This is a genomic window from Nonomuraea sp. NPDC049421, assembly GCF_040677005.1.
Lineage (GTDB): Bacteria > Actinomycetota > Actinomycetes > Streptosporangiales > Streptosporangiaceae > Nonomuraea > Nonomuraea salmonea.
The window spans coordinates 290,494-313,835 of sequence record NZ_JBFAQA010000010.1; the positions used below are offsets into that span (position 1 = coordinate 290,494).

The window sequence follows — 23,342 nt, forward strand, 5'->3', positions numbered from 1 at the left end:
GGCCGTCGAGTGATGCGGGGCCGAGAGCGCCATGCCCCCAGTAGAGCCTCAAGTGACGCGGGGGCCGAGAGCCACGCCCTCAGTACGGGCCGCGGCCCTCGGCCACCGCCTCCAGCAGCCCCTTCGTGTACGCCTGGGTCGCCTGGTGCAGCCCGCTGCCGAAGCTCACCCGCGCCACGCCCAGCTCCGCCAGCCGCCCGAGCGGCGGCACTCCGGGGGCGGACAGCACGTTGACCGGCCCGCCCAGCTCGCTCACCAGCGCCCTGATCTCGTCCTCGCCGGTCGCGCCGATGGGGTACACGCAGTCGGCCCCCGCCTCCAGGTACCGCCGCCCCCGCCGCACGGCCTCCTCACGTGAGGGCCTTCCCGCGAGGTAGACGTCCACCCTGGCGTTGATCACCAGCCCGGGGCCCGCCGCCGCGCGCACCTCGGCGAGGAAGTCCGCCTGCTCCCCCGGATCGGCCAGTTCGCCGGTGTCCGGCAGGGAGTCCTCCAGGTTGCAGCCGACGGCCCCGGTGGCGAGCAGCCGTTCGGCCAGCTCGGCGGGCTTGAGCCGGTAGCCGCGCTCGAAGTCGGCCGTCACGGGGACGTCCACGGCCGCCGCCACCCGGGCCACGGCGGCCAGCATCTCCGCGACGGGCGTCCGCTCGCCGTCCTCGTGGCCGAGCGTGCGGGCCACCGCGGCGCTGCTGGTGGCCACCGCGGGAAACCCCGCCTGCCGTACGGCCCGCGCGGAGGCGGCGTCCCAGACGTTGGGCAGCACCAGCGGGCGTCCCGGCACGTGCAGCGCCCGCAGCACGGACGCTCTGTCAGTCGTCATACGCCGACCCTAGGCACCCGCCCGCGAGGAGCCGAAGGTCCAGTACGCCCCGGAACCGCCGAACCACTTCGCCGGCCCCAGCGGCCGCCCTCAAGGGCGAACGGACCAAGGGCGGGCAGCGCCCGCCCGGGAAGAGTCAGGGCCGGTCACAAGGGCGAGCCGCCGCTGGGCGAGCCACGGGCAGGTCAGCGGCCGCCCACAAGGCGAGCCCGCCGCAGGGCACGCCACGAGCCGGTCAGCGTCGCGCCTGGGGCCGGGGGAAGGGTCAGCAGCCGCTCTTCGAGCACTGGCCCGCGACCGTGCCCGCGGGGCCGTCGGCCGGGCTGTCGGAGGTGCCGCCGTTGCCCGAGGACTGCGGGGAGTTCGAGGGGGACGAGACCGGCTTCTTGCCGTTGGTCGTCTTCTCGCCGGAGTCGCCGCGCGCGGCGTTGACGCCCTTCGAGCCGCTCTTGTCGGTGCCGGCCGGATCGCCACCACCGGTGCCGGGGTCGGCCACGTCGCCCACCCCGCCGTCGTCCACGGGGGTGTCGGCGGGAGCGTCAGCGGCCTGGTCTTTCGCGCCGTCGCCGGGCTCGTCGGCGGTGACGTCACCCATGGTCGCGTCGTCGTCGCCCTGGAGGTCGTCTCCCGCGCTCTGGGACGTCTGCGGCCCGGCGCCGCTCTGGGCGGCCTCACCGTCGTTCCCCGCCAGCAGGTAGCCGGCGCCACCGGCCGCGAGCAGCGCGACGAGCGCCGAAGCGGCGAGGATCGTCGCCTTCTTGTTGTTCTTGGTCGATCTGTTTCTCTGCGGTCTGTTTCGCGGATCGAGCCGGGCGTCTCCCGGCCCGGACAGGATCTCCTGGCGGTCCGCCTGGTTCGGATCTTGCATGGCGCTACAGCTCCCTGCGGTCGTATCGGGGAAAGCTCACCGGCTTCCGCGGGTGATGGACCACACTAGCCGCAACAGCCTAATGCTCGCACAACAATCACAAAGGAATCACGACTTGTCCCCCCTTAGATCCATTTCCCCAGGTGGCCGCGCCCACCTCGCGCCCATGGCCGGAGTCTTCGGGGTACTGGTCACCGCGATGCTAGGAATTTTCCTGGCATTCACCGACTCGCGGGAACCATCTTCGCAAAGACCGCAGGGATTCGATCGGGAAACCCCGCTTTCCGTAAGATCGAATTCGTCTGAATCGCCACTCTCGGCGTCGATCACACCACAAACAGCCACACCCACAGCGAGGCGGTCGAATGGAGCGATCCATTCCTCATCACCCCGCCCGGCGTCGATCATGTTCGGCCCGCTGTCCCCACCCTGGATAGAACCGGTGCCGCCCTGGGACCCCGCCGCCGACCTCCTCCCGCCCTGGGACACCCCGGCCGGACGGCCCCTTCCCTCGGCGGGCCCGCTGACGTCCCCGGTCCCCCCGACGTACAGGAAGCCGATCCTGCCCACCCCGGAGGCGCGCCCCCTCGTACCACCGCAGAAGGCCCGCCCGCACGGTTCGCCGGCCCCGCAGGCGCCGCCCCAGCCACCCCCACCGCCGGAGCCGGCCCAGGACCCCGAACCGGCCCAGAAACCCGGCATGCCGGACCCCTGCGCCACGTTCCACGACTTCCGCCGCGGCCCCTGCTACGACGTGCTCGACCGCCTGACCCGCTGACGGCCCGGGACACGGCAGAGGGCGGCACCGGAGAACCGGTACCGCCCTCGATGGAACGGATCAGTGCGCCGAGCAGCCCCCCGTGGCGGCGGGCAGCGGAGCGGGACGGCCGATGGTCGGCATGCCGAGCAGCACCCCCGGCGACGGGGCCCCGCCACCCTGGCGAGCCTCCCAGGCGTCGCCGGCGCGGGTGCGCCGCACTCCGAGCACGGCCCCGTCGGCGACCAGGTGGTGCGGCGCCGCGTACGTCACCTCGACCGTCACCATGTCACCGGGCCGCGGCGTCTCGTCACCGACGGCGAAGTGCACGAGCCGGTTGTCCGCCGCGCGCCCGGACAACCGCCTGGTGGCCTCGTCCTTGCGCCCTTCGCCCTCGGCGACCAGGACTTCGAGCGTGCGCCCGACCTGCTTCTTGTTCTCCTCCCACGAGATCTCCTCCTGCAGCGCGACCAGCCGCTCGTAGCGCTCCTGGACGACCTCCTTCGGCACCTGGTCGGCCATGGTGGCCGCCGGAGTGCCGGGGCGGATGGAGTATTGGAAGGTGAAGGCGTTGGCGAAGCGGCTCTGGCGTACGACGTCGAGGGTGGCCTGGAAGTCCTCCTCGGTCTCGCCGGGGAAGCCGACGATGATGTCGGTGGAGATGGCCGCGTCGGGCATGGCGGCGCGCACGCGCTCGATGATGCCGAGGTAGCGCTCGGCCCGGTAGGAGCGCCGCATGGCCCGCAGCACCCGGTCGGAGCCCGACTGCAGCGGCATGTGGAGCTGGTGCATCACGTTGGGCGTCTCGGCCATCGCGGCGATGACGTCGTCGGTGAAGGCGGCCGGGTGGGGCGAGGTGAAGCGCACCCGCTCAAGACCCTCGATGCCGCCGCACGAGCGCAGCAGCTTGCCGAAGGCCAGCCGGTCGCCGAACTCCACGCCGTAGGTGTTGACGTTCTGGCCCAGCAGCGTGACCTCGAGCACGCCCTGGTCGACCAGCGCCTGCACCTCGGCGAGGACGTCGCCGGGGCGGCGGTCCTTCTCCTTGCCGCGCAGCGACGGCACGATGCAGAACGTGCAGGTGTTGTTGCAGCCGACGGAGATCGACACCCAGGCGGCGTAGGCCGACTCGCGCTTGGTGGGCAGCGTCGAGGGGAAGACCTCGAGCGACTCCTTCAGCTCGACCTGCGACTCGCCCTCGATGCGCGCCCGCTCCAGCAGCACCGGCAGCGAGCCGATGTTGTGGGTGCCGAACACGACGTCGACCCACGGGGCCCGGCGGACGATCTCGCCCTGGTCCTTCTGCGCCAGGCAGCCCCCGACGGCGATCTGCATGCGGGGATTGCCGGCCTTGGCCGGGCGGAGGTGGCCGAGGTTGCCGTAGAGGCGGTTGTCGGCGTTCTCCCGCACGGCGCACGTGTTGAACACGACCACGTCGGCCGTCTCGCCGTCGGGAGCGGGCACGTAGCCGGCCTCTTCCAGCAGACCGGACAGCCGCTCGGAGTCGTGGACGTTCATCTGGCACCCGTATGTGCGCACTTCGTATGTGCGGGCGCCCTCCTGGGTCACAGTCATGGCAGATTCAAGGGTAGTCGCAGTCCGCCTTGACAAGGGCCGTACGGTTCTAAAAGGCCAGCTTGACGGCATGATGTGATCGGATCGGTACCGCTCGGTTAGTGCACAGCGTTCTAATGCCCTCTACGTTTTACTCCATGACGGAGAACGGCGACGCCACTCCACTGGTCCAGTTGGAGAACGTCAACAAGCACTTCGGGGCGTTGCACGTCCTGAAGAACATCAACTTGACCGTCTCTCGTGGCGAGGTCCTGGTCGTCATCGGCCCATCGGGCGGCGGTAAGTCCACTTTGTGCCGCACGATGAACCGGTTGGAGACGATCAGCGACGGAAAGATCATTTTCGACGGTCAGGTCCTGCCCGAGGAGGGCAAGGGGCTGGCGCGGCTGCGTTCCGAAGTCGGCATGGTCTTCCAGTCGTTCAACTTGTTCGCGCACAAGACCATCAGGGAGAACGTCACTCTCGGCCCGGTCAAGGTGCGCGGAGTCGCCAAGGACGCCGCGAACAAGCGCGCGATGGAGCTGCTCGAACGGGTGGGCATCGCCGCGCAGGCGGACAAATATCCGGCCCAGCTTTCCGGCGGCCAGCAGCAGCGGGTCGCCATCGCCAGGGCGCTGGCCATGGACCCGAAGATGATCCTGTTCGACGAGCCGACCTCCGCCCTCGACCCCGAGATGGTGCAAGAGGTGCTCGACGTCATGGTCGGGCTGGCCCGTGACGGGATGACCATGGTGGTCGTCACGCACGAGATGGGATTCGCCCGGCGGGCGGCCAACCGGGTGGTGTTCATGGCCGACGGGCAGATCGTGGAGGAGAACACCCCCGACGAGTTCTTCACCAACGCGCAGACGGACCGGGCGCGTGACTTCCTTTCGAAGATTCTCACGCACTGACAACCAAGGCAGGGAACACATGCACATGCGTCGAATGGGAGCAGTGCTCTCGGTGCTGGCCATGGCCGCCGGCCTCGCGGCCTGCGGCGGCGAGAGCGGCGGCGGTGGCGGCGACTACGCCACCGTGGCCGACAAGATCGCCGGGGGCGGCACCATTGTGGTCGGCACCAAGTGGGACCAGCCGAGCCTGGGCCTCAAGACGGGCAGCGAGCCCGAGGGTTTCGACGTCGACGTGGCCAAGGCCGTACTGAAGGAAGTGGCCGGCGGCAAGGACGTGAAGATCGAATGGAAGGAGTCCGCCTCCTCCAACCGTGAGCCGTTCCTGCAGAACGGCACGGTCGACATCATCTTCGCCACCTACTCCATCACCGAGGAGCGCAAGGGCAAGGTCACCTTCGGCGGCCCCTACGTCGTGGCGCACCAGGACGTGATGGTCCGCAAGGACGACACCTCCATCAACGCCCCGCAGGACCTCAAGGGCAAGAAGATCTGCAAGGCCGCGGGCTCCAACTCGTACAAGCGGATCACCGACCCGCCGCCGGACGGTGAGCTCGACATCGACGCCACCACCGTCGACGCCGCCAACTACTCCGAGTGCGTGCAGAAGCTGAGCGGCAGCAACCTCGACGCGGTCACCACCGACGACCTGATCCTGGCGGGCTTCGCCAAGCAGGCCGGCGGCAACTTCAAGGTGCTCGGCCAGGGCTTCACCGACGAGAAGTACGGCGTCGGCCTGAAGAAGGGCGACACCAAGACGTGCGAGGCCGTGAACACGGCGGTCAAGAAGCTGTGGGACGACGGCACCATGAAGCAGCTGCTGGACAAGTGGTTCGGCGGCATCCAGGGCCTCAACCTCTCGACGCAGGCGCCGCCGGCCGAGGGCTGCGCCTGATCTCACCAATAGCGGCGGCCGGATGACCGGCCGCCGCTGCCTATGCGGTGGAGCACAATGGACGAACTCATCAAGTACGCCCCCGACCTCGGGCTGGGATTCCTGGAGAACGTCAAGCTCTCCCTCGTGTCCGCGGTCGCCTCCCTGATCCTCGGCACGATTCTGGTGGCGATGCGGGTCTCTCCCACCCCGGTCCTGCGTGCGGCCGGGACGATCTACGTCAACGTGGTGCGCAACACCCCGCTGACGCTGGTGCTGGCGTTCTCCGCGCTGGGCCTGAGCGACCAGCTCGGCCTGGTGTTCTCCGAGACGCCGACGACCAACTCGTTCTGGATCGTGTCGATGGGGCTGTCGGTCTACACCGCGGCCTTCGTCTGCGAGGCGCTGCGCGCCGGCGTGAACACGGTGCCGATGGGCCAGGCGGAGGCGGCCAGGGCGATCGGACTGACGTTCATGCAGTCGCTGACGATGATCATCCTGCCTCAGGCGTTCCGCGCGGTCATCGCGCCGCTGGGCAGCGTGATGATCGCCATGATCAAGAACACCACGGTCGCGACGGCCGGTGGTTTCCTCCTCGACTCTGCGGCGGTCATGAAGATCACCTTTGACACGACCGGCGCGTCGATCCCGATCTTCCTCGGCATCATCGTCGCGTTCATGGCACTGACCATGCCGATCGGCTTCTTCACAGGGTGGCTGTCGCGGCGGCTGGCGGTGGTCCGATGAGCACCTCCGTACTCTTCGACGCCCCCGGGCCGCGCGGGCGGCTGCGCAACCACGGGCTGACCGTGATCAGCGTCATCGCGGTGCTCGCCGTCCTGTACGGCGTCTACCGCGGCTTCGACGCCAAGGGCCAGTTCGAGGGCAAGATCTGGCAGCCGTTCCTGGAGTGGAACACCTGGCAGGTCTTCATCATCCCCGGGCTGATCGGCACGCTGCGCGCGGCCGCGGTGGCGGCGGTGCTGGCGCTGGCGTTCGGCGCGATCTTCGGTCTGGCCCGGCTCTCCGACCACGCCTGGATCCGCATCCCGGCCGGCGTCGTGGTCGAGGTCTTCCGTGCGATCCCGCTGCTGCTGCTGATCTTCTTCATCTTCTACCTGGCGCCCACGCTGTTCGGCGGCGGCGACTACGCGTTCGCGGCCGTCGTGCTCGGCCTCACGCTCTACAACGGCTCGGTGCTCGCCGAGGTCGTCAGGGCGGGCGTGCACGCGGTGCCCAAGGGGCAGTCGGAGGCGGCGTACGCGGTCGGCATGCGCAAGAACCAGGTGCTGCGGCTGGTGCTGCTGCCGCAGGCCATCACGGCGATGATGCCGGCGATCGTCAGCCAGCTCGTGGTGCTGCTGAAGGACACCGCGCTCGGCTACATCATCGCCTACGTCGACCTGCTCAACACCGGCTTCAAGATCCTGCCTGCCGCGTTCTTCGGCTCGCTGATCCCGGCTGCGATCGTCATCGGCATCATCTACGTGGCGCTCAACCTGGCGCTCAGCTATCTGGCCACCTGGCTGGAGCGGCGCAGCCGGCGCAGCAGGAAGACGGCGGCGCGGCCCGTCGCGGCGCCCGGCTCCGCCGAGGTGGGCGTGGCCGCGGGTCAGGGCACCGAAGGCGGTGGCCTGGCACCCGACCGTCCCGTGGAGTGACCCCTGTCGACGAAGCCCCCGGCGAATCCCTCGCCGGGGGCTTCGTCGCTTTACCCAGAGATGTCCTACGCCGAGTTACCACTGCGCCCTTCTGGTTAGCCGTAGTCCATGCGTGGGGTGGTGCTCGCGGGAGCGGCCGTGACGCTGTGCCTGGCCGCGTGCGGCGGCGTGGGACGGCCCGCCACCGTCGTCGACAAGATCAAGGACACCGGCACGGTCGTCGTCGGCACCAAGTGGGACCAGCCCGGCCTGGCCCTGCGCACCGGCAGCGGCGACCCGCAGGGTTTCGACGTGGACGTCGCCCGCTACCTCGTCCGCCACCTGTCCGGCGGCGCCAAGGTCGCCATCACCTGGCGCGAGTCGCCGTCGTCCACCCGCGAGTCGCTGCTGCAGAACGGCACCGTGGACCTGATCGTGGCCTCGTACTCGATCACCGAGTCCCGCAAGCCCAAGGTGACGTTCGGCGGGCCGTACGTGATCGTCAGCCAGGACACCATGGTCCGCGCCGGCGACACCCGCATCCGCCACGTGAGCGACCTGCGCGGCAAGCGGATCTGCCTGGCCGAGGGGTCGAACTCGTACCGGCGGATCGTGGACCCGCCGCCCGACGGCAAGCTCGACCTGCCCGCGCAGCTCGTGCCCGCCGTCAACTACTCCGCCTGCGTGCGAAAACTCGCCGATGACCGGCTCGACGCCGTCAGCACCGAGAACCTCGCCCTGGCCGGGTACGTCGAGCGCGAACCAGGCCGGTTCCGGCTGCTCAACGAGCCGATCAGCGACGAGCAGTGGGGGGTGGGGCTGAAGCAGGGCGACGTCGAGACCTGCGCGGCCGTCAACCGGGCCATCACCGCCATGTGGCGGGACGGGACGGCCGACCGGCTGCTGCGCAAATGGTTCGGCCGCTCGCACCTGACGCTCCCGCAGGGCCCACCCCGCTCCGCCGGCTGCCCCTGACCCATCCACGGCCCTCACCTTGGGCTCCCGGTCCGGGTGATCTCGGGGAACGGGCGCTGAACTGTGAGGACCGGCCCGCACTCCCGGCGATCTTCCGGCAGGATGCGGGTATGCCTTTCTGGCCCTCCCCCATTTCGACCAGAGACGTGGCCGCTTCGGGCGTACGTCCCGGCTGGCCCACGGCCCTCGACGGCCGGGTGTGGTGGACCGAGGACCGCCCCGACGAGGGCGGGCGTACCACGATCGTGCGCCGCGACGCCGACGGCACCCGCCGTGACCTGCTGCCCGCGCCGTGGTGCGCGCGCACCCGGGTCCACGAGTACGGCGGCCGCCCCTATGCGCTGACCCCGTCGGGCGACGTCGTGTTCGCCAACCTCAAGGATCAGCGCCTCTACGTTCTGGGCGAAAACGGCGAACCGAAACCCCTCACGGAGGAGGACGGCCGCTACGCCGACCTGGTGGTGCGCGACGGCCAGGTGTGGTGCGTACGCGAGCGGCACGCCGAGGACGGCAAGGTCACCAGGGCCGTGGTCGCGATCCCGCTCGACGGCGGCGACGTGCGCGAATGGGCCACCGGCAGCGACTTCTACGCATCCCCCACCTTGTCCCCCGACGGGCGGCATCTCGCCTATGTCTGCTGGAATCACCCCCGCATGCCCTGGGACGGCACCGAGCTGCGCGTCACCCGCCTCGACGACGGCGAGACGTGGACCGTCCGCGGCGGCGCCGACGAGTCCGTGCTGTCGCCCTGCTGGAAGGACGACTCCCGGCTCTACCTCGTCTCCGACGACTCCGGCTGGTGGAACCTCTACGAGATCGGCCTGCGCGGCGAAGGGGCGCGGGCGTTGTGCCCGGCCGACGAGGAGTTCACGTTGCCGCCGTGGCGGCTGGGCGGCATGCCGTACACCGTGCTCTACGACGGCCGGCTCGCGGTCCTGCACGGGCGCGGCGACCTGCAGCTCGGCCTGCTCGACCCGGCGCGCGGCACGCTCACCGACCTGGAGACGCCCTGCACCGGCTGGGACGCGGCCCTGACCGCCGACGGCTCCGTCGTGACCGGCATCGGCTACGCCGCCACGACGCCCCGCTCGGTCGTCACCGTCGACACCGCGACGGGCGCTCACGAGCGGCTCACCGGCGACTCCGCCGCCCTGCCCGACCCCGCCTACCTGCCGGTGCCCCGGGCCGTGCGCGTGGGAGGCGACGTCCACGCCTACCTCTACCCACCGCACGCCGAGGCCGCGGGCGACGGCCCGTCCCCCTACGTGATCTTCGTGCACGGCGGCCCGACCGCCCACGCCGACACCGGGCTCGACCTGGAGAAGGCGTTCCTGACCTCGCGCGGCATCGGCGTCCTCGACGTCAACTACGGCGGCTCGACCGGCTACGGCAGGGCCTACCGCGACCGGCTCAAGGGGCAGTGGGGGCTGGTCGACGTCGCCGACACGGTCGCCGCCGCCGAATGGCTGGCCGCCGAGGGCCTCGCCGACCCGGGCAAGATCGCCGTACGCGGCGGCAGCGCGGGCGGCTGGACCGTGATGGCCGCGTGCTGCCGGTCGGACGTGTTCGCGGGCGGGGTGTCGTACTACGGGGTCAGCGCGCTCGGCCCGCTCAACGCCCACACGCACGACTTCGAGTCACGGTACGTCGAGTGGCTGGTGGGCCCGGAGGACCCCGAGGTCTACGCCGGCCGCGAACCCCTCGCCCTCGTCGACGGCGTCACCTGCCCCATGCTGCTCCTCCAGGGCCTCGACGACCCCGTCGTGCCACCCCAGCAGTCGACGGCCTTCGCCGACGCCCTGTCGGAGCGTGGGGTGCCGTGCACGTACCTCGCGTTCGAGGGCGAGTCCCACGGCTTCCGCCGCACCGAGACCCGCGTCGCCGCGCTCGCCGCCGAGCTGGCCTTCTACCAGCAGCTCTTCGCCTGAGGGGTCAGCGCGCGAACTCGGTCGCGCGCGACTCCCGCACCACGGTGATGCGGATCTGCCCCGGGTACGTCAGCTCCTCCTCCACCTGCTTGGCCACGTCGCGGGCGATCACCTGGGCCTGGATGTCGTCGATGGCGTCGGGCTTGACCATGACCCGGATCTCCCGCCCGGCCTGCATGGCGAACACCTTCTCCACGCCCTCGTACGACTGCGCGATCTCCTCCAGCCGCTCCAGCCGCTTCACGTACGCCTCCAGCGACTCCCGCCTGGCGCCGGGGCGGCTGCCGCTGATCGCGTCGGCGGCCTGGGTGAGCACCGCCTCGACCGTACGGACCTCGACCTCGTTGTGGTGCGCCTCGATGGCGTGCACCACGTCCTCCTCCTCGCCGTAGCGGCGGGCGATCTCGGCCCCGATCAGCGCGTGACTGCCCTCGACCTCGTGGGTGAGCGCCTTGCCGATGTCGTGGAGCAGGGCGCAGCGCTTCATCAGCGTCTGGTTCATCTTCAGCTCGGCCGCCATGATGCCGGCGATGTGAGCCGACTCGATGAGGTGCTTGAGCACGTTCTGGCCATAGGAGGTGCGGTAGCGCAGCTGCCCGAGCAGCAGCGTCAGCTCCGGGTGCATGTCGGTGATGCCCAGCTCGACCAGGGCGTCCTCACCGGCCCGCGCGCACAGGTCCTGGACCTCCTGGCGGCTGCGGTCGTGCGCCTCCTCGATGCGCTGCGGGTGGATGCGGCCGTCGAGCACCAGCTTCTCCAGCGTCAGCCGCGCCGTCTCCCGCCTGACCGGGTCGAAGCACGACAGCAGCACCGCTTCGGGTGTGTCGTCGATGATCAGGTTGACCCCGGTCGTGGACTCGAACGCGCGGATGTTACGCCCCTCGCGCCCGATGATCCGGCCCTTCATCTCGTCGCCCGGCAGATGCAGCACGCTCACGACCGACTCGGCCGTCTGCTCCGCCGCCAGCCGCTGCACGGCCAGCGTGACGATCTTCGTGGCCCGCTTCTCGCCCTCTTTGCGCGCCTCGCCCTCGATCTCCCTGACGATCAGCGCCGCCTCGCGCTTGGCCTGGTTCTCGATCTCCTTGACCAGCTCGGCCTTGGCCTGATCGCCGGTCAGCCCGGCCACCCGCTCCAGGATGACCCGGCGTTCGTCCTCGACCCGCAGCAGCTCCTCGCGGCGGTCGGCCAGCTCGATCTCCGTCTCGGCCAGCTTCCTGTCGCGCTCGGCCTGCCGCCTGGCCTCCTCGTCCAGCCGCTGCTCCCGCTCGGCCAGCCGGGCCTCCCTGCGCTCGAGGTCGGCGCGCAGCTCCTTGAGCTCGGACTTGAGTATCCGGCTCTCCTCCTCGACCTCGCGCCGCATCTGCGCGGCGCTCTCGGCCGCCGCCTCCGACCTGCGCAGGATGTCCTCGGCGTCGCCCTCCGCCTTGGTGCGGATCTCCCGCGCCTCCTCGCGCGCCTGCTCCAGCTCCTCGTGCACGGCCTGCAGTTGCTCGGGATCCGGCTTACCGGCGCGCGGCACACCGCCGGACGTGCGCCGTACGACGACGAGGAGCGCCCCTATCATGCCGAACGCGAGCACGAGCACCGCCACCATCAGCACCACGACCAGCGGCCCCATGTGCGCCCCGCCCTCCTCGCGTCGTCAAGAACTCGTAACGCGGCCACAATGTAGGAGGGGTCACAGGCGCGCCGCGGATCGCCGGGTCGGCATGATCGCCACGATCGAGATCAAGCCACGACCGACCGGGCGTCGACCGCCAAAGCCGACACCTCGCCTGCCTCGATCAACCAAGCCCATTCGTCCGTCGTTCACCGGTATGGCAATCCGCGCTGCGCGGAGTAACTCCTCACTGCCGTCGAGGTTATGCGTCGAACAGGTCACGAGCAAGCAAACGCGGTATCAAGCGTGTCTTACGTGCGCGCATCTCCCCACCCAACCCCATATCCCCCATTGCCACTGAATTGCCCACCTCACGCCCTCAGCCCTTTTGGGCCCCCACCCCACACACCAACACACAACCCCTGACGGAAGGCGCCACAGAGGCCGCCACGGAGCCAGCACAGAGGCGACGCCGAGGCCGCACGGAGATGCCGCACGGAGATGCCGCACGGAGGCGACGCAGGCCGCACGCTGAGGCCGCACGCTGAGGCCGCACGGAGGCGCCGCAGGCAGGCGGTGAACCTGAAGCGTGGGGATCCTTCCACCGCGTCAGGGTGCGGGACGCACTGGGATGCGGGACGCGCGATGGGGTGCGAGACGGGCTGGAGTGCGGGACGCGCTGGAGTGCGGGACGCGCGATGGGGTGCGGGACGCGCGATGGGGTGCGGGACGCGCGATGGGGTGCGAGACGGGCTGGAGTGCGGGACGCGCTGGAGTGCGGGACGCGATACAGGCCTCCTACGAGAAGTCTTCGTCCATCTCGATGCCCTCCTGTTCGAGGGCCTCGCGGATGACGCGGAACGCGAGGCCGGACGGGTAACCCTTGCGGGCCAGCATGCCGGCCAGCCGGCGCGTGCGCTTCTGCGGGTCGAGGGAGCGGGTGGCGGCGAGCTTGCGTTCGACGAGCCGCCGGGCCGTCTCCTCCTCCTGATCGGGGTCGAGCCGCTCCACGGCTTCGCTGACCGTCTCACTGTCCACACCCCGATGGCGCAACTCGGCCGCCAGCGCCCGCTTGGCCAGCCCGCGACCGTGATGACGTGAGTCGACCCAGGCCGCCGCGAACGCCTCGTCATTGATCAGCCCCAGCTCGGAGAACCGGCTGAGCACCGCCTCCGCAGCCTCCTCCGGCACGTCCCGCTTACGCAGGGCCTCCGCGAGCTGAGCGCGGGTCTTGGGCGCCATGGTGAGCAGACGCAGACAGATGGCCCGCGCCACCGACTCCGGATCCGCCTGGGGTGCAGCGCCGGCCGGGCTGTCGTCATCGGGCCCGTCAGGCAGCCATCCCCGGCCCTGAGCGCCACCCTTACGCGACTTCTTCCCGTACCGGCCCCCCTTGCGCCCCCGCCGCCCGGCCTTCTCACCGAACGCCTCTCTCTCCCCGCTGGAATCCCCGGCTCCTCCACCGAACGCCCCGCTCTCCCCCTTAGAGCCCCCGGCTCCCGAACCGAACGCCCTACTCTCACCACTGAACTGCCCCGCACCCTCACCGAACGACCCGGCACCCTCACTACCGAACGGCCCCGCATCCTCACCGGCCGCCCCGGCACCCTCACCACCGAATGGCCCCGCACCCCCACCACTGAACGGCCTGGCATCCTCACCACTGAACGGCTCGGCACCCTCACCGGCCAACCCGGTTCCGTCACCGAACACCCCAGCGCCGTGTGCGGACGGTCCGGCTTCCGCGCCAAACGGCTCAACGCCGTCATCAGAAAGCCCTGTTGCCGCACCGAAACCAGTGCCACGTTTCCCCCGCGAGGAGCCGCGGGCGCCGCCAAGTGCGTCTCGTCCTCCGCCGAACGCTCCACGCCCCTCATCCGACGAGTCCGGCCCTCCGGCGAGCCAGTCGGGTGCGTCAGCAAAGGCGTCTTGTCCGGCACGGGTCGGCCTGGTGCCGCCGGATGGTTGGCTGCGGCCCTTGCGGGATCGGGCGCCCGCTGAGGCCCCTGCGGACGTCGTACCGGATCGGTTTCCTGTCGAAGCCTCTGCGGACGTCGTACCGGATCGGCTTGAGCGTGAAGCGCCGCTGCGGCGTGATCGGCCCGGTCGGCCGGAGTCACGCTCTTCAGGAGCGGGGGCGAACCAGCTGGGACCGGGGAGGACCTCCAAGTGCCATTCGTCACCCGGGCGGCGCTGCGGCGAAGCACCCGAGCGGGTGTCGTCGCCGTCCTGCGCCGCTACGAAGCCCTCTTTGTCCTCACGCGCGAAGAAGGGGTGTTGAGCACCGCGAGGCGGCTCTGGTGGGGTGTCGCCATCGGCCGGTGAGGATCCCGCAGTCGGCGGGAGCCCGACAGCCTGCGAGGTGACAACGGCCGGTGGGGTCCAGCTGGTCTCGGAGCCCCACCAAGCACCGTTTCCATTGCCCTCGGGAGCGCCTTCCGCCGCCGGTGCGGAGGCTTCCTCAGCGTGGTCCTCTGCCGCTCTAACCTCGTCGGCGGCGCCTTTCACCACGGCCGGTGCAGGCGCGGTTTCAGCATGCTCCCCTGTCGCTGTGGCCTCAGCGGTGGCGTCTTCCGCCGCGACCGGTTCGGAGGTGCCTTCGGGGTGGGCCCCTGCCGCCGCGGCCTCAGCGGTGGTGCCTGCCGCCACATCCAGTGCAGGGGCGCCTTCGGCGTGGGCCCCTGCCGTGGTCTCAGGGGCGGTGTCTTCTGCTGGGGTCTTTTTCTCTTCGTCTTCCGTGAGGCTTCCTGCTGGTGTTTCAGGGGAGCCTTCGGCGGGGGTTTCCTGGGCGGCGCGTTGGCGGGTGCGTTGGGCGTGCCACTCGGACACCGACGGCCAGCCGTCCGTGGCTGAGCGGGCCAGGTCGCGGCGGCGGGTGGAGGGGTCGGGCCAGGCGCCCCGCTCCGGTGTACGGGGCACCTGTGGCCGGTCGGTGTTGCTCATGCGGCCGACGCTCAGACGTCACCCGGCTTGGGGGTGGACTTGGAGCCGCGGCCCGAGGAGGTGGCGGCCGGAGCAGGGGCAGCGGCGGCGGCCTCGGCGGGAGCGTCGAGACGCGGGCCCACCCCCAGCTTGTCCTTGATCTTCTTCTCGATCTCGTTGGCCATGTCGGGGTGGTTGCGCAGGAAGTTACGCGCGTTTTCCTTGCCCTGGCCGAGCTGGTCGCCCTCGTACGTGTACCAGGCGCCGGACTTGCGGACGAAGCCGTGCTCCACACCCATGTCGATGAGGCCGCCCTCACGGGAGATGCCCACGCCGTAGAGGATGTCGAAGTCGGCGACCCGGAAGGGCGGGGCCATCTTGTTCTTGACGATCTTGACCCGGGTGCGGTTGCCGACCGCCTCCGTGCCGTCCTTGAGAGTCTCGATGCGCCGGATGTCCATGCGGACCGAGGCGTAGAACTTCAGCGCCTTACCACCGGTCGTGGTCTCGGGGCTGCCGAACATGACGCCGATCTTCTCGCGGAGCTGGTTGATGAAGATGGCGGTGGTGCCGGTGCTGCTGAGGGCGCCGGCGATCTTGCGCAGCGCCTGGGACATGAGGCGGGCCTGGAGGCCGACGTGGCTGTCGCCCATCTCGCCCTCGATCTCGGCCTTGGGCACCAGGGCCGCCACCGAGTCGACGACGATGATGTCGACGGCACCCGACCTGATCAGCATGTCGGCGATCTCGAGCGCCTGCTCACCCGTGTCGGGCTGGGACACCAGCAGGGCGTCGGTGTCGACCCCGAGCTTCTTGGCGTATTCGGGGTCGAGGGCGTGCTCGGCGTCGATGAACGCGGCGATGCCGCCGGCGCGCTGGGCGTTGGCCACCGCGTGCAGGGCGATCGTCGTCTTACCCGAGGACTCGGGGCCGTAGATCTCCACGATGCGCCCGCGCGGCAGGCCGCCGATGCCGAGGGCGACGTCCAGAGAGATGGACCCGGTGGGGATCACCTCGATGGGAGCTCGGGCGTCGTCGCCCAGCCTCATGACGGAGCCCTTGCCGAACTGCCGCTCGATCTGAGCGAGGGCGGTCTCGAGGGCCTTCTCGCGGTCGTTGATAGCCATGGGAACTCCCCCTGGAGGGTCGTGGTCCGATCAGTCGAGTGAAAGCTACGGCCTGCCACCGACAATTTCTGCCGCAGTCGGGGAAGACGTGGCCCGGCTTGGTCCATCGTAGCCGAACGGCTGTTCGATCACAGCAGGAACACGCAGGTAGCCATTGATCATCGCCATCCCGCGTGTCACAGGTACGCCCAGTGCTCCCCTGCCCCGGGCCGGAAGGGGGCGTGCGTCCAGAAGAGGCCGTCCGGTTCAGCGGTCGGTGACGTCGCGATCACGCGCCGCCGACCGTTCCCGATCACCCTCGCCCGGCGTGTTGGCCGAGGTCTGAGCTGGGGAGACTCACTGCAACGGCGACGCTTGGAGGCGCACGTGGTGAGCGGCTACACCGGGGAACGGCGCGCCCGTCTCGAGGCACTCGCCGCGTTGCTGCCCGCGCACGGCCTCGTCAGCAGGACGGTCGGGGGCGACGATCCGGTGTTGTGGGTGTGGCATCCGCGTACGAGCCGCCAGACCCTCGTCTTCGCCACCCCGGCGAACGACGGCTGGCAGTTCCTGTGGTCGCCGCGCGGGCAGGGGGCGGCCGACGACCTTGAGGGCACGTGCGCGGCGCTGCGCCGTACGCTCGACGCGCCCACCGTGGAGTGACCGTGGAGTGAGCGCGGAGTGACCGTGGAGTGAGCGCGGTCAGCGGAGTTTCGGCGAGACGTCCTCCACCTGGCAGACCGCCCGCCACACCGTCTTGGCGCTCTCGCCGTCGGCCAGCGCCTGGACGACGGTGCGACCGCCCAGTGGGGCGAGGACATAGTCGCGGGCCCACGACTCGGCGTAGGTCTCGCCGAAGTGGGCGTTCATCCGTCTCCAGAACTCGGTCAGGCGCATCACTCAAGTATGGAAGCGCCCCGGGGGTGGGTAGGACAACCGCATGCCAAAGACCCCCAAGTCTTCACCCCCGAAGACCGCCAAGACGAAGGCCAACAGGGCCAGACGCCGTCACCTCTTAGCCCTGCTGCGGCAGGCCGTGAAGAAGGAGAAGGCCGAGCGCGCCGAGCGGCACGCCGGCATCAGGCAGGCGCCGCGGGCGGGCAAGCCGCGCACGCGCAGGGCGTCGCGGCGCTAGTCACATCACCCGCGCGCCGTACATCTCACCGAGATGGTCGGCGAGCAGCTCCAGCCGGGCGCCGTCGGGGTCCCTGAAGTAAATGGAGGCGCCGCTCTCTATCTGGTGCGGCACGCCGGCCATCTCCAGCTTCCCGCGCAGCCGTTCCCAGGTGGCGGGGTCGACGGAGATCGCGACGTGGTGCAGCCCGCCGAGCACTTCCTGGTACGGCCCCAGGTCGAGCCCGGGGAAGTCGAAGAAGGCCAGCAGGTTGCCGTTGCCGATGTCGAAGAAGAAGTGGTTGGAGCCCTTGTAGTCGCGATTCTCGAAGATCTCGGTGAGCGGGAACTCCAGGAGCTCCTGGTAGAACTTGATGGTCCGTTCGACGTCGGACGAGAGCAGCGCCATGTGGTGCAGTCCTCGCGCGCTGCTGGAGGGCCGGTGCGCTAACACGTAGCGCTCGCGTATTTCCGCACGGCGGGCTTCGATGGCCGCGTAGTCGATGGTCACGGTCGCTGTATGTCCGCCAGGGCGCCCGCTCAACCGTCCCGCCCCGGGGGCGAATGCGTTTTCTGTCGGTGGCGCGAGGCAGTATGTGCTGGTGAGCTCGCTAGCCCAGTTCAGCCAGGTGACCAGGGAATGGTTCGCCGGAGCCTTCCAGGCCCCCACCGCCGCTCAGGAGGGGGCGTGGGAGTCGATCTCGCGTGGCGACAACACGCTGGTCGTGGCGCCGACGGGGTCGGGCAAGACGCTGGCGGCGTTCCTGTGGTCGCTCGACAGGCTCGCGGCCCGCGAGCTCGGAGAGCCGCCCGCCACGGAAGACGCGCCGAAGGGCGCGAAAGGGCGCGTGTCAGCGGCGCGAGGGCGGGCGAAAACGACGGAGCAGGCGGAAACGACGCAGCGAACGAAGGCGACACAGCAGGCGAAGGCGACGGAGCAGGCCAAGACGACAGAGCGGCCGATGGGCACGCGGGTCGTGTACGTGTCGCCGCTCAAGGCGCTGGCCGTCGACGTCGAGCGCAACCTGCGCGCCCCGCTGGCCGGCCTGAAGCAGACGGCGAGGCGGCTGGGCCTGCCGGTGCCGGACATCTCGGTGGCGATCCGCTCGGGCGACACCCCGGCGGAAGACCGCAGGCGGTTCGCGTCACGGCCGTCCGACATCCTCATCACCACGCCCGAGTCGTTGTTCCTGCTGCTGACGAGCCAGGCGCGTGAGGCGCTGCGCGGCGTGGAGACGGTGATCGTCGACGAGGTGCACGCGGTCGCGGCCACCAAGCGCGGCGCCCACCTCGCGCTGACGCTTGAGCGGCTCGACGCGCTGCTCGACAAGCCGGCGCAGCGGGTGGGGCTGTCGGCGACCGTACGCCCGGTGAGCGAGGTCGCGGCGTTCCTGGGCGGCACGCGCCCCGCCACGGTGGTGCAGCCGCCGTCGGACAAGCGCATCGAGGTCGAGGTCGTCGTCCCCGTCGAGGACATGACGGAGATGGAGGGCCGGCCGAGCCAGGGGGGCGAGGAGGGCGAGGAGTTCGCGCCCGAGCCGGGCAACCGGTCGATCTGGCCCCACGTGGAGGACCGGTTGTTCGACCTGATCGGGTCCCACAGCTCCACGATCGTGTTCGCCAACTCGCGCCGGCTGGCCGAGCGGCTGTGCACCAGGCTCAACGAGCTGGCCTACGAACACGAGCACGGCGCCGAGACCATCGACCTGTCGATCTGGGAGACACCCCCCACCGGTCCCGAGCCGCCCAAGCGCATGCCTGCCGACCTGATGGCGCAGGCGGGGGCGAGCAAGGGGGCGGTGACGGAGATCGTCCGCGCCCACCACGGCTCGGTCTCCAAGGAGGAGCGCGCGCAGATCGAGGAGGCGCTGAAGTCGGGCCGGCTGCCTGCCGTGGTCGCCACGTCCAGTCTCGAGCTGGGCATCGACATGGGCTCGGTCGACCTGGTCGCGTGCGTGGAGGCACCGCCGAGCGTGGCCAGCGGCCTGCAGCGCATCGGCCGGGCGGGCCACCAGGTGGGCGCGGTGTCGAAGGGCGTCATCTTCCCCAAATACCGTGGCGATCTCGTACAGACGGCGGTGGTCGCGGAGCGGATGAAGAGCGGCCTCATCGAGGAGCTGCGCTATCCGCGTAACCCGCTCGACGTGCTGGCGCAGCAGATCGTGGCGATGACCGCGCTCGACGAGTGGACGGTCGACGAGCTGGAGAGCGTGGTCAAGCGGGCCGCCCCCTACGCGACGCTGCCGCGCAGCGCGCTTGAGGCCACTCTCGACATGCTGGCCGGGCGCTACCCGAGCGAGGAGTTCGCCGAGCTGCGCCCCCGCATCGTCTGGGACCGCGTCACCGGCACCCTCCAGGGGCGACCTGGCGCGCAGCGGCTGGCGGTCACCAACGGCGGCACGATCCCCGACCGCGGCCTGTTCGGCGTGTTCCTGGTGGGCGAGCGCGCCTCCAGGGTGGGCGAGCTCGACGAGGAGATGGTCTACGAGTCGCGCGTCGGCGACGTGTTCGTGCTGGGCGCGACCTCCTGGCGCATCGAGGACATCACCGCCGACCGGGTGCTGGTCTCGCCGGCGCCGGGGCAGCCGGGCAAGCTGCCCTTCTGGCACGGCGACGCGCCGGGGCGGCCGGCCGAGCTGGGCAAGGCGATCGGGCAGTTCCTGCGCGAACAGGCGAAACAAGACTCCACCGAACGCATCCAGGCGGCCGGGCTCGACGAATACGCCTCGGGCAACCTGCTGGCCTACCTGCGCGAGCAGCGCGAGGCCACCGGCTACGTCCCCGACGACCGCACCCTGCTGGTCGAGCGCTTCCACGACGAGCTGGGCGACTGGCGGGTGGTGATCCACTCCCCCTACGGCGCCCGCGTGCACGCCCCGTGGGCGCTGGCCATCAACCGGCGGCTGCGCGAGCGCTACGGCATCGACGTCCAGGCCGTGCACTCCGACGACGGCATCGTGCTGCGCATCCCCGACACGCTGGCCGAGCCGCCGACCGACGTCGCGGCCTTCGACGCCGACGAGATCGAGCAGATCGTCACCGAGGAGCTGGGCGGTTCCGCCATGTTCGCCTCCCGGTTCAGGGAGTGCGCGGGCCGTGCGCTGCTGCTGCCGCGCCGCACGCCGGGCCGGCGCAGCCCGCTGTGGCAGCAGCGGCAGCGGGCCGCCCATCTGCTGGGCGTGGCCTCACAGTACGCCTCGTTCCCGATCGTGCTGGAGACCATGCGCGAGTGCCTCCAGGACGTCTTCGACGTGCCGGGGCTGGTGCAGCTCATGCGCGACATCGCCGCCCGCAGGGTGCGGGTGGTGGAGGTGGAGACCTCGCAGGCCTCGCCGTTCGCCGCGGCGCTGCTGTTCCACTACGTGGGCGCGTTCATGTACGAGGGCGACGCGCCGCTCGCCGAACGCCGCGCGCAGGCCCTGGCGCTCGACACCACGCTGCTCGCGGAGCTGCTCGGCCAGGCCGACCTGCGCGAGCTGCTCGACCCCGACGTCATCTCCGACACCGAACGCGAGCTGGCCAGGCTCGACCGGCCGCTGCGCGACGTGGAGGACCTCGCCGACCTGCTGCGCTCCCACGGGCCGCTGCTCGCGCCCGACGTGAGCGTGCGCGGCGGCGATCCGGCCTGGCTTGAGGAGCTCGAGCGGGCCAGGCGGGCGATCAGGGTGCGGGTGGCCGGCGAGGAGCAGTGGGCGGCCATCGAGGACGCCGGCCGCATGCGCGACGCGCTCGGCGTCCCGCCGCCCGTCGGGGTGCCGCACGCGTTCCTGGAGCCGGTGGCCGACCCGCTGGCCGACCTGGTGGCCAGGCACGCCCGCACGCGCGGGCCCTTCCACGCCGGTACGGCCGCCGCCAGGTTCGGGCTCGGCGTGGCCGTGGTGACCGACGCGCTGCGGCGGCTGGCCGCGTCGGGGCGGGTCGTGAACGGGGAGTTCCGGCCCGGCGGGCGCGGCGAGGAGTGGTGCGACGCGGGCGTGCTGCGGATGTTGCGCCGCAGGTCGCTGGCCCGGCTGCGTAAAGAGGTGGAGCCGGTCGCGCCCGAGACGCTCGCCAGGTTCCTGCCCGCCTGGCACGGCATCACCGTCGCAGAGGTCTCTCCTGGCGCGATCGGGTCGGCTCGTGCGATGGACGCGCTCGTACGCTCCATCGAACAACTCCAGGGCGCCGCCGTCCCGGCCTCCGCGCTGGAGACGCTGGTGCTGCCGTCGCGGGTGCCCGGCTACCATCCGGCCCTGCTCGACGAGCTGACCTCGTCGGGCGACGTGATGTGGGCCGGCCAGGGGTCGCTGCCCGGCGGCGACGGCTGGGTGTCCCTCTACTTCGCCGACACCGCGCCGCTGCTGATGCCCGAGCCCGCCGAGATCACCATGACGCCGGTCCACGAGCGGATTCTCGAGCTGCTCGGCGGGGGCGGCGCGCTGTTCTTCCGCGGCATCTCCGACCAGCTCGGCTCGCTCGACGACGCCACGCTCGTGTCCGCTCTGTGGGACCTCGTGTGGGCCGGGCGCGTATCGGGTGACACGCTGGCGCCGCTGCGGGCCACCCTCGGCACCGGGCGGCCCGCCCACCGGCCCGCCACCACGCGGCGGCGCCGGGCCGTGCTGCCCAGCCGCAGCGGGCCGCCGACCGTGGCAGGGCGGTGGTGGCTGCTGCCCGAGCCGGCCGCCGACGCCACCCAGCGGGCGCACGCGCAGGCCGAGGTCCTGCTCGAGCGGCATGGCGTGGTGACGCGGGGGGCGGTGACCTCCGAACGGCTGCCCGGCGGGTTCACGCCCGTCTATCAGGTCTTGCGGGCGTACGAGGAGAGCGGGCGGTGCCGGCGCGGCTACTTCGTCGAAGGGCTCGGCGGCGCCCAGTTCGCGCTGCCCGGCGCGGTCGACCGCATGCGCGCCATGTCCCCCGGCGCCGCCCCGCCCCCTGACCCGGGCTTCAGCACCACGACACCCGGCGACGTGCCCGGCTTCGGGGGGCGGCCGGGCAGAGGTGCGGATGGTGGTTCAGGGGGGCCGGGGCGGCGGGCCGTGGTGCTGGCGGCGGCCGACCCGGCCAGCCCGTACGGCGCCGCGCTGCCCTGGCCGCAGCATCCCGGCGAGGTGGGTCACAAGCCGGGCAGGAAGGCCGGTTCGCTGGTCGTGCTCGTGGACGGGCACCTGGTGCTCTACGTCGAGCGCGGCGGCAAGACGCTGCTGTCGTTCACCGACGGCGACCGGCTGCGGCCGGCGGTCGACGCGCTGGCTCTGGCCGTACGCGACGGCGCTCTGGGCAAGCTGACCGTCGAACGCGCCGACGGTGCCAGCATCGTCGACTCGCCCCTGGCGGCGGCCCTGGAAGCAGCCGGCTTCCACCCCACCCCCCGCGGCCTCCGTCTGCGCGCCTGACCCCGGCGCGCTCGGCGCCGCCCTTCGCAGCCGTGGGTCCCACGTCCGTCGTGAACCGCCGGACGCCCCAGGCCGCGCGCCTCCGCAGGCGCGGACGCACGCTGGCCCCCGCCGCTGACGTGTTCTGGGTACGGGCGGAGCGGTCGTGGGAGGAACATCACAGATGGCCTGCGGGCGTGGTGCGGACTCCCCGAATTCACTGATTCTGCTGTCCTGATATGGGGCTGAAGTGATAGATGATGGGGATTCGATGATCACGGTTACGCGGCGTTGATCTGAGGGCGGCGATGACATCTCAAGAGCATTGGCGGTTGCTGGAGCAGCTCGTGAAGGAGGTCAATCAGCAGGCCGAGCAGCTCAAACAGGCGCAGGAGAAGATGCGTGACCTGACGGCGACCGCCAAGTCCCGTGACGGCATGGTCACCGTCACGGTCGGCCCTCGAGGCGATGTGCAGGCCATCGAATTCGACCCGCGGGTCTACCGCAAGCTGTCACCGTCGGAGCTGTCCGACTTGATCATGGCCCAGATCAGGGACGCCACCCGGCAGGTGTCCGGCGAGATGCGGGAGCTGATGGAGCCCTTCACCCCCAACCTCCCCTTCGAGGACCTGTTCGGGCCCGAGGCCGGTGCCGATCTGTTCTTCCCCAATTCTGACCTGCCGCGGACGGAGACGTAGCGGATGCCGCTCGATCTGAACCTGGTGCCGGACATCGTCAAGCCGCTGGCCAAGCCGCTGGCGGGTGGGGCGGTCCCCGAGGCCGACGTGCACACCTTGATCAGCGAGGCGAAAGCGCTGGACGAGCTGGCCGACGCGCTGGAGGAGATGAAGTCCGAGGACGCCGGCGCCGTCATGCGGATGCTGCGCGAGGAGCTGTGGCAGGGGCCGGCCAAG

Annotated in this window: 21 protein-coding genes; 13 read left to right on the forward strand and 8 right to left on the reverse strand. The window is 70.9% G+C overall.

What is annotated here, in order from left to right:
• Positions 1-79: 79 nt before the first annotated feature.
• Together AB0K18_RS19850 and AB0K18_RS19855 are read right to left on the reverse strand one after the other, a co-directional pair.
• Complete coding sequence (locus AB0K18_RS19850; RefSeq protein ID WP_364915899.1) at positions 80-820, reverse strand: isocitrate lyase/phosphoenolpyruvate mutase family protein; 741 nt, start codon at positions 818-820, stop codon at positions 80-82.
• Between the two features lie 265 nt (positions 821-1,085).
• The gene (locus tag AB0K18_RS19855; protein WP_364915902.1) at positions 1,086-1,688 is read right to left on the reverse strand and encodes a hypothetical protein; all 603 of its coding nucleotides are present in this window, start codon (positions 1,686-1,688) and stop codon (positions 1,086-1,088) included.
• Between the two features lie 442 nt (positions 1,689-2,130).
• Between AB0K18_RS19855 and AB0K18_RS19860 the strand changes: the two genes are divergently transcribed.
• A complete protein-coding gene (locus tag AB0K18_RS19860) occupies positions 2,131-2,466 on the forward strand; it encodes a hypothetical protein (RefSeq protein ID WP_364915905.1) in 336 nt (111 codons plus the stop codon).
• A 60-nt stretch (positions 2,467-2,526) separates the two neighbouring features.
• Here the strand turns inward: AB0K18_RS19860 and miaB are convergent, their stop codons facing one another.
• Positions 2,527-4,020, reverse strand: a complete 1,494-nt coding sequence (miaB, locus tag AB0K18_RS19865; protein ID WP_364915908.1) for a tRNA (N6-isopentenyl adenosine(37)-C2)-methylthiotransferase MiaB — start codon at positions 4,018-4,020, stop codon at positions 2,527-2,529.
• Positions 4,021-4,157: 137 nt separating this feature from the next.
• On the opposite strand from miaB, the gene AB0K18_RS19870 reads away from it, so the two are divergent.
• The 6 genes from AB0K18_RS19870 (at position 4,158) to AB0K18_RS19895 (ending at position 10,327) form a co-directional block, all read left to right on the forward strand.
• Entirely contained in the window at positions 4,158-4,913 is a 756-nt protein-coding gene (locus AB0K18_RS19870) for an amino acid ABC transporter ATP-binding protein (RefSeq protein ID WP_355431948.1), read from the forward strand.
• A gap of 34 nt (positions 4,914-4,947) precedes the next feature.
• The gene (locus AB0K18_RS19875) at positions 4,948-5,805 is read left to right on the forward strand and encodes a glutamate ABC transporter substrate-binding protein (protein ID WP_364377825.1); all 858 of its coding nucleotides are present in this window, start codon (positions 4,948-4,950) and stop codon (positions 5,803-5,805) included.
• 57 nt (positions 5,806-5,862) lie between these two features.
• Positions 5,863-6,531: an amino acid ABC transporter permease gene (locus AB0K18_RS19880; protein WP_364377827.1), complete on the forward strand. Its 669-nt coding sequence runs from the start codon at positions 5,863-5,865 to the stop codon at positions 6,529-6,531.
• Positions 6,528-7,445, forward strand: a complete 918-nt coding sequence (locus tag AB0K18_RS19885; RefSeq protein ID WP_364915912.1) for an amino acid ABC transporter permease — start codon at positions 6,528-6,530, stop codon at positions 7,443-7,445. The genes AB0K18_RS19880 and AB0K18_RS19885 overlap by 4 nt, the downstream gene beginning before the upstream one ends.
• Positions 7,446-7,553: 108 nt before the next feature.
• Positions 7,554-8,399 (forward strand): glutamate ABC transporter substrate-binding protein, encoded by an 846-nt coding sequence (locus AB0K18_RS19890; protein ID WP_364915915.1) that lies wholly within the window; start codon positions 7,554-7,556, stop codon positions 8,397-8,399.
• 110 nt (positions 8,400-8,509) lie between these two features.
• A complete protein-coding gene (locus AB0K18_RS19895; RefSeq protein WP_364915918.1) occupies positions 8,510-10,327 on the forward strand; it encodes a prolyl oligopeptidase family serine peptidase in 1,818 nt (605 codons plus the stop codon).
• A gap of 4 nt (positions 10,328-10,331) precedes the next feature.
• Here the strand turns inward: AB0K18_RS19895 and rny are convergent, their stop codons facing one another.
• Both rny and AB0K18_RS19905 read right to left on the reverse strand, forming a co-directional pair.
• On the reverse strand, positions 10,332-11,948 hold the full coding sequence (rny, locus tag AB0K18_RS19900) for a ribonuclease Y (protein WP_364915921.1): 1,617 nt from the start codon (positions 11,946-11,948) through the stop codon (positions 10,332-10,334).
• 780 nt (positions 11,949-12,728) lie between these two features.
• Complete coding sequence (locus AB0K18_RS19905) at positions 12,729-13,205, reverse strand: regulatory protein RecX (RefSeq protein WP_364915924.1); 477 nt, start codon at positions 13,203-13,205, stop codon at positions 12,729-12,731.
• 894 nt (positions 13,206-14,099) lie between these two features.
• Here AB0K18_RS19905 and AB0K18_RS19910 point away from each other — a divergent pair.
• Positions 14,100-14,255 carry a hypothetical protein gene (locus tag AB0K18_RS19910; protein WP_364915926.1) on the forward strand — a complete coding sequence of 52 codons (156 nt, stop codon included), beginning with the start codon at positions 14,100-14,102 and terminating at the stop codon, positions 14,253-14,255.
• 629 nt (positions 14,256-14,884) lie between these two features.
• Here AB0K18_RS19910 and recA read toward each other — a convergent pair.
• The gene (recA, locus tag AB0K18_RS19915; RefSeq protein ID WP_355431926.1) at positions 14,885-15,979 is read right to left on the reverse strand and encodes a recombinase RecA; all 1,095 of its coding nucleotides are present in this window, start codon (positions 15,977-15,979) and stop codon (positions 14,885-14,887) included.
• Positions 15,980-16,348: 369 nt separating this feature from the next.
• On the opposite strand from recA, the gene AB0K18_RS19920 reads away from it, so the two are divergent.
• Positions 16,349-16,621: a hypothetical protein gene (locus tag AB0K18_RS19920; protein WP_364915929.1), complete on the forward strand. Its 273-nt coding sequence runs from the start codon at positions 16,349-16,351 to the stop codon at positions 16,619-16,621.
• Between the two features lie 39 nt (positions 16,622-16,660).
• Here AB0K18_RS19920 and AB0K18_RS19925 read toward each other — a convergent pair whose 3' ends face one another.
• Entirely contained in the window at positions 16,661-16,855 is a 195-nt protein-coding gene (locus AB0K18_RS19925; protein ID WP_111184544.1) for a DUF3046 domain-containing protein, read from the reverse strand.
• Between the two features lie 43 nt (positions 16,856-16,898).
• Between AB0K18_RS19925 and AB0K18_RS19930 the strand changes: the two genes are divergently transcribed.
• Positions 16,899-17,093, forward strand: a complete 195-nt coding sequence (locus AB0K18_RS19930) for a hypothetical protein (RefSeq protein WP_355431920.1) — start codon at positions 16,899-16,901, stop codon at positions 17,091-17,093.
• Here the strand turns inward: AB0K18_RS19930 and AB0K18_RS19935 are convergent, their stop codons facing one another.
• The gene (locus AB0K18_RS19935; protein ID WP_345398886.1) at positions 17,094-17,582 is read right to left on the reverse strand and encodes a VOC family protein; all 489 of its coding nucleotides are present in this window, start codon (positions 17,580-17,582) and stop codon (positions 17,094-17,096) included. It abuts the gene before it with no gap.
• 91 nt (positions 17,583-17,673) lie between these two features.
• Here AB0K18_RS19935 and AB0K18_RS19940 point away from each other — a divergent pair, with 91 nt between their 5' ends.
• From AB0K18_RS19940 to AB0K18_RS19950, 3 genes are all read left to right on the forward strand, one after another.
• Positions 17,674-22,449, forward strand: coding sequence for an ATP-dependent helicase (locus AB0K18_RS19940; RefSeq protein WP_364915933.1), 4,776 nt, complete (start codon positions 17,674-17,676; stop codon positions 22,447-22,449).
• Between the two features lie 311 nt (positions 22,450-22,760).
• Complete coding sequence (locus AB0K18_RS19945) at positions 22,761-23,126, forward strand: YbaB/EbfC family nucleoid-associated protein (protein WP_364915935.1); 366 nt, start codon at positions 22,761-22,763, stop codon at positions 23,124-23,126.
• Positions 23,127-23,129: 3 nt separating this feature from the next.
• The coding region (locus AB0K18_RS19950) for a hypothetical protein (protein ID WP_364915938.1) at positions 23,130-23,342 on the forward strand (213 nt) is incomplete at its 3' end.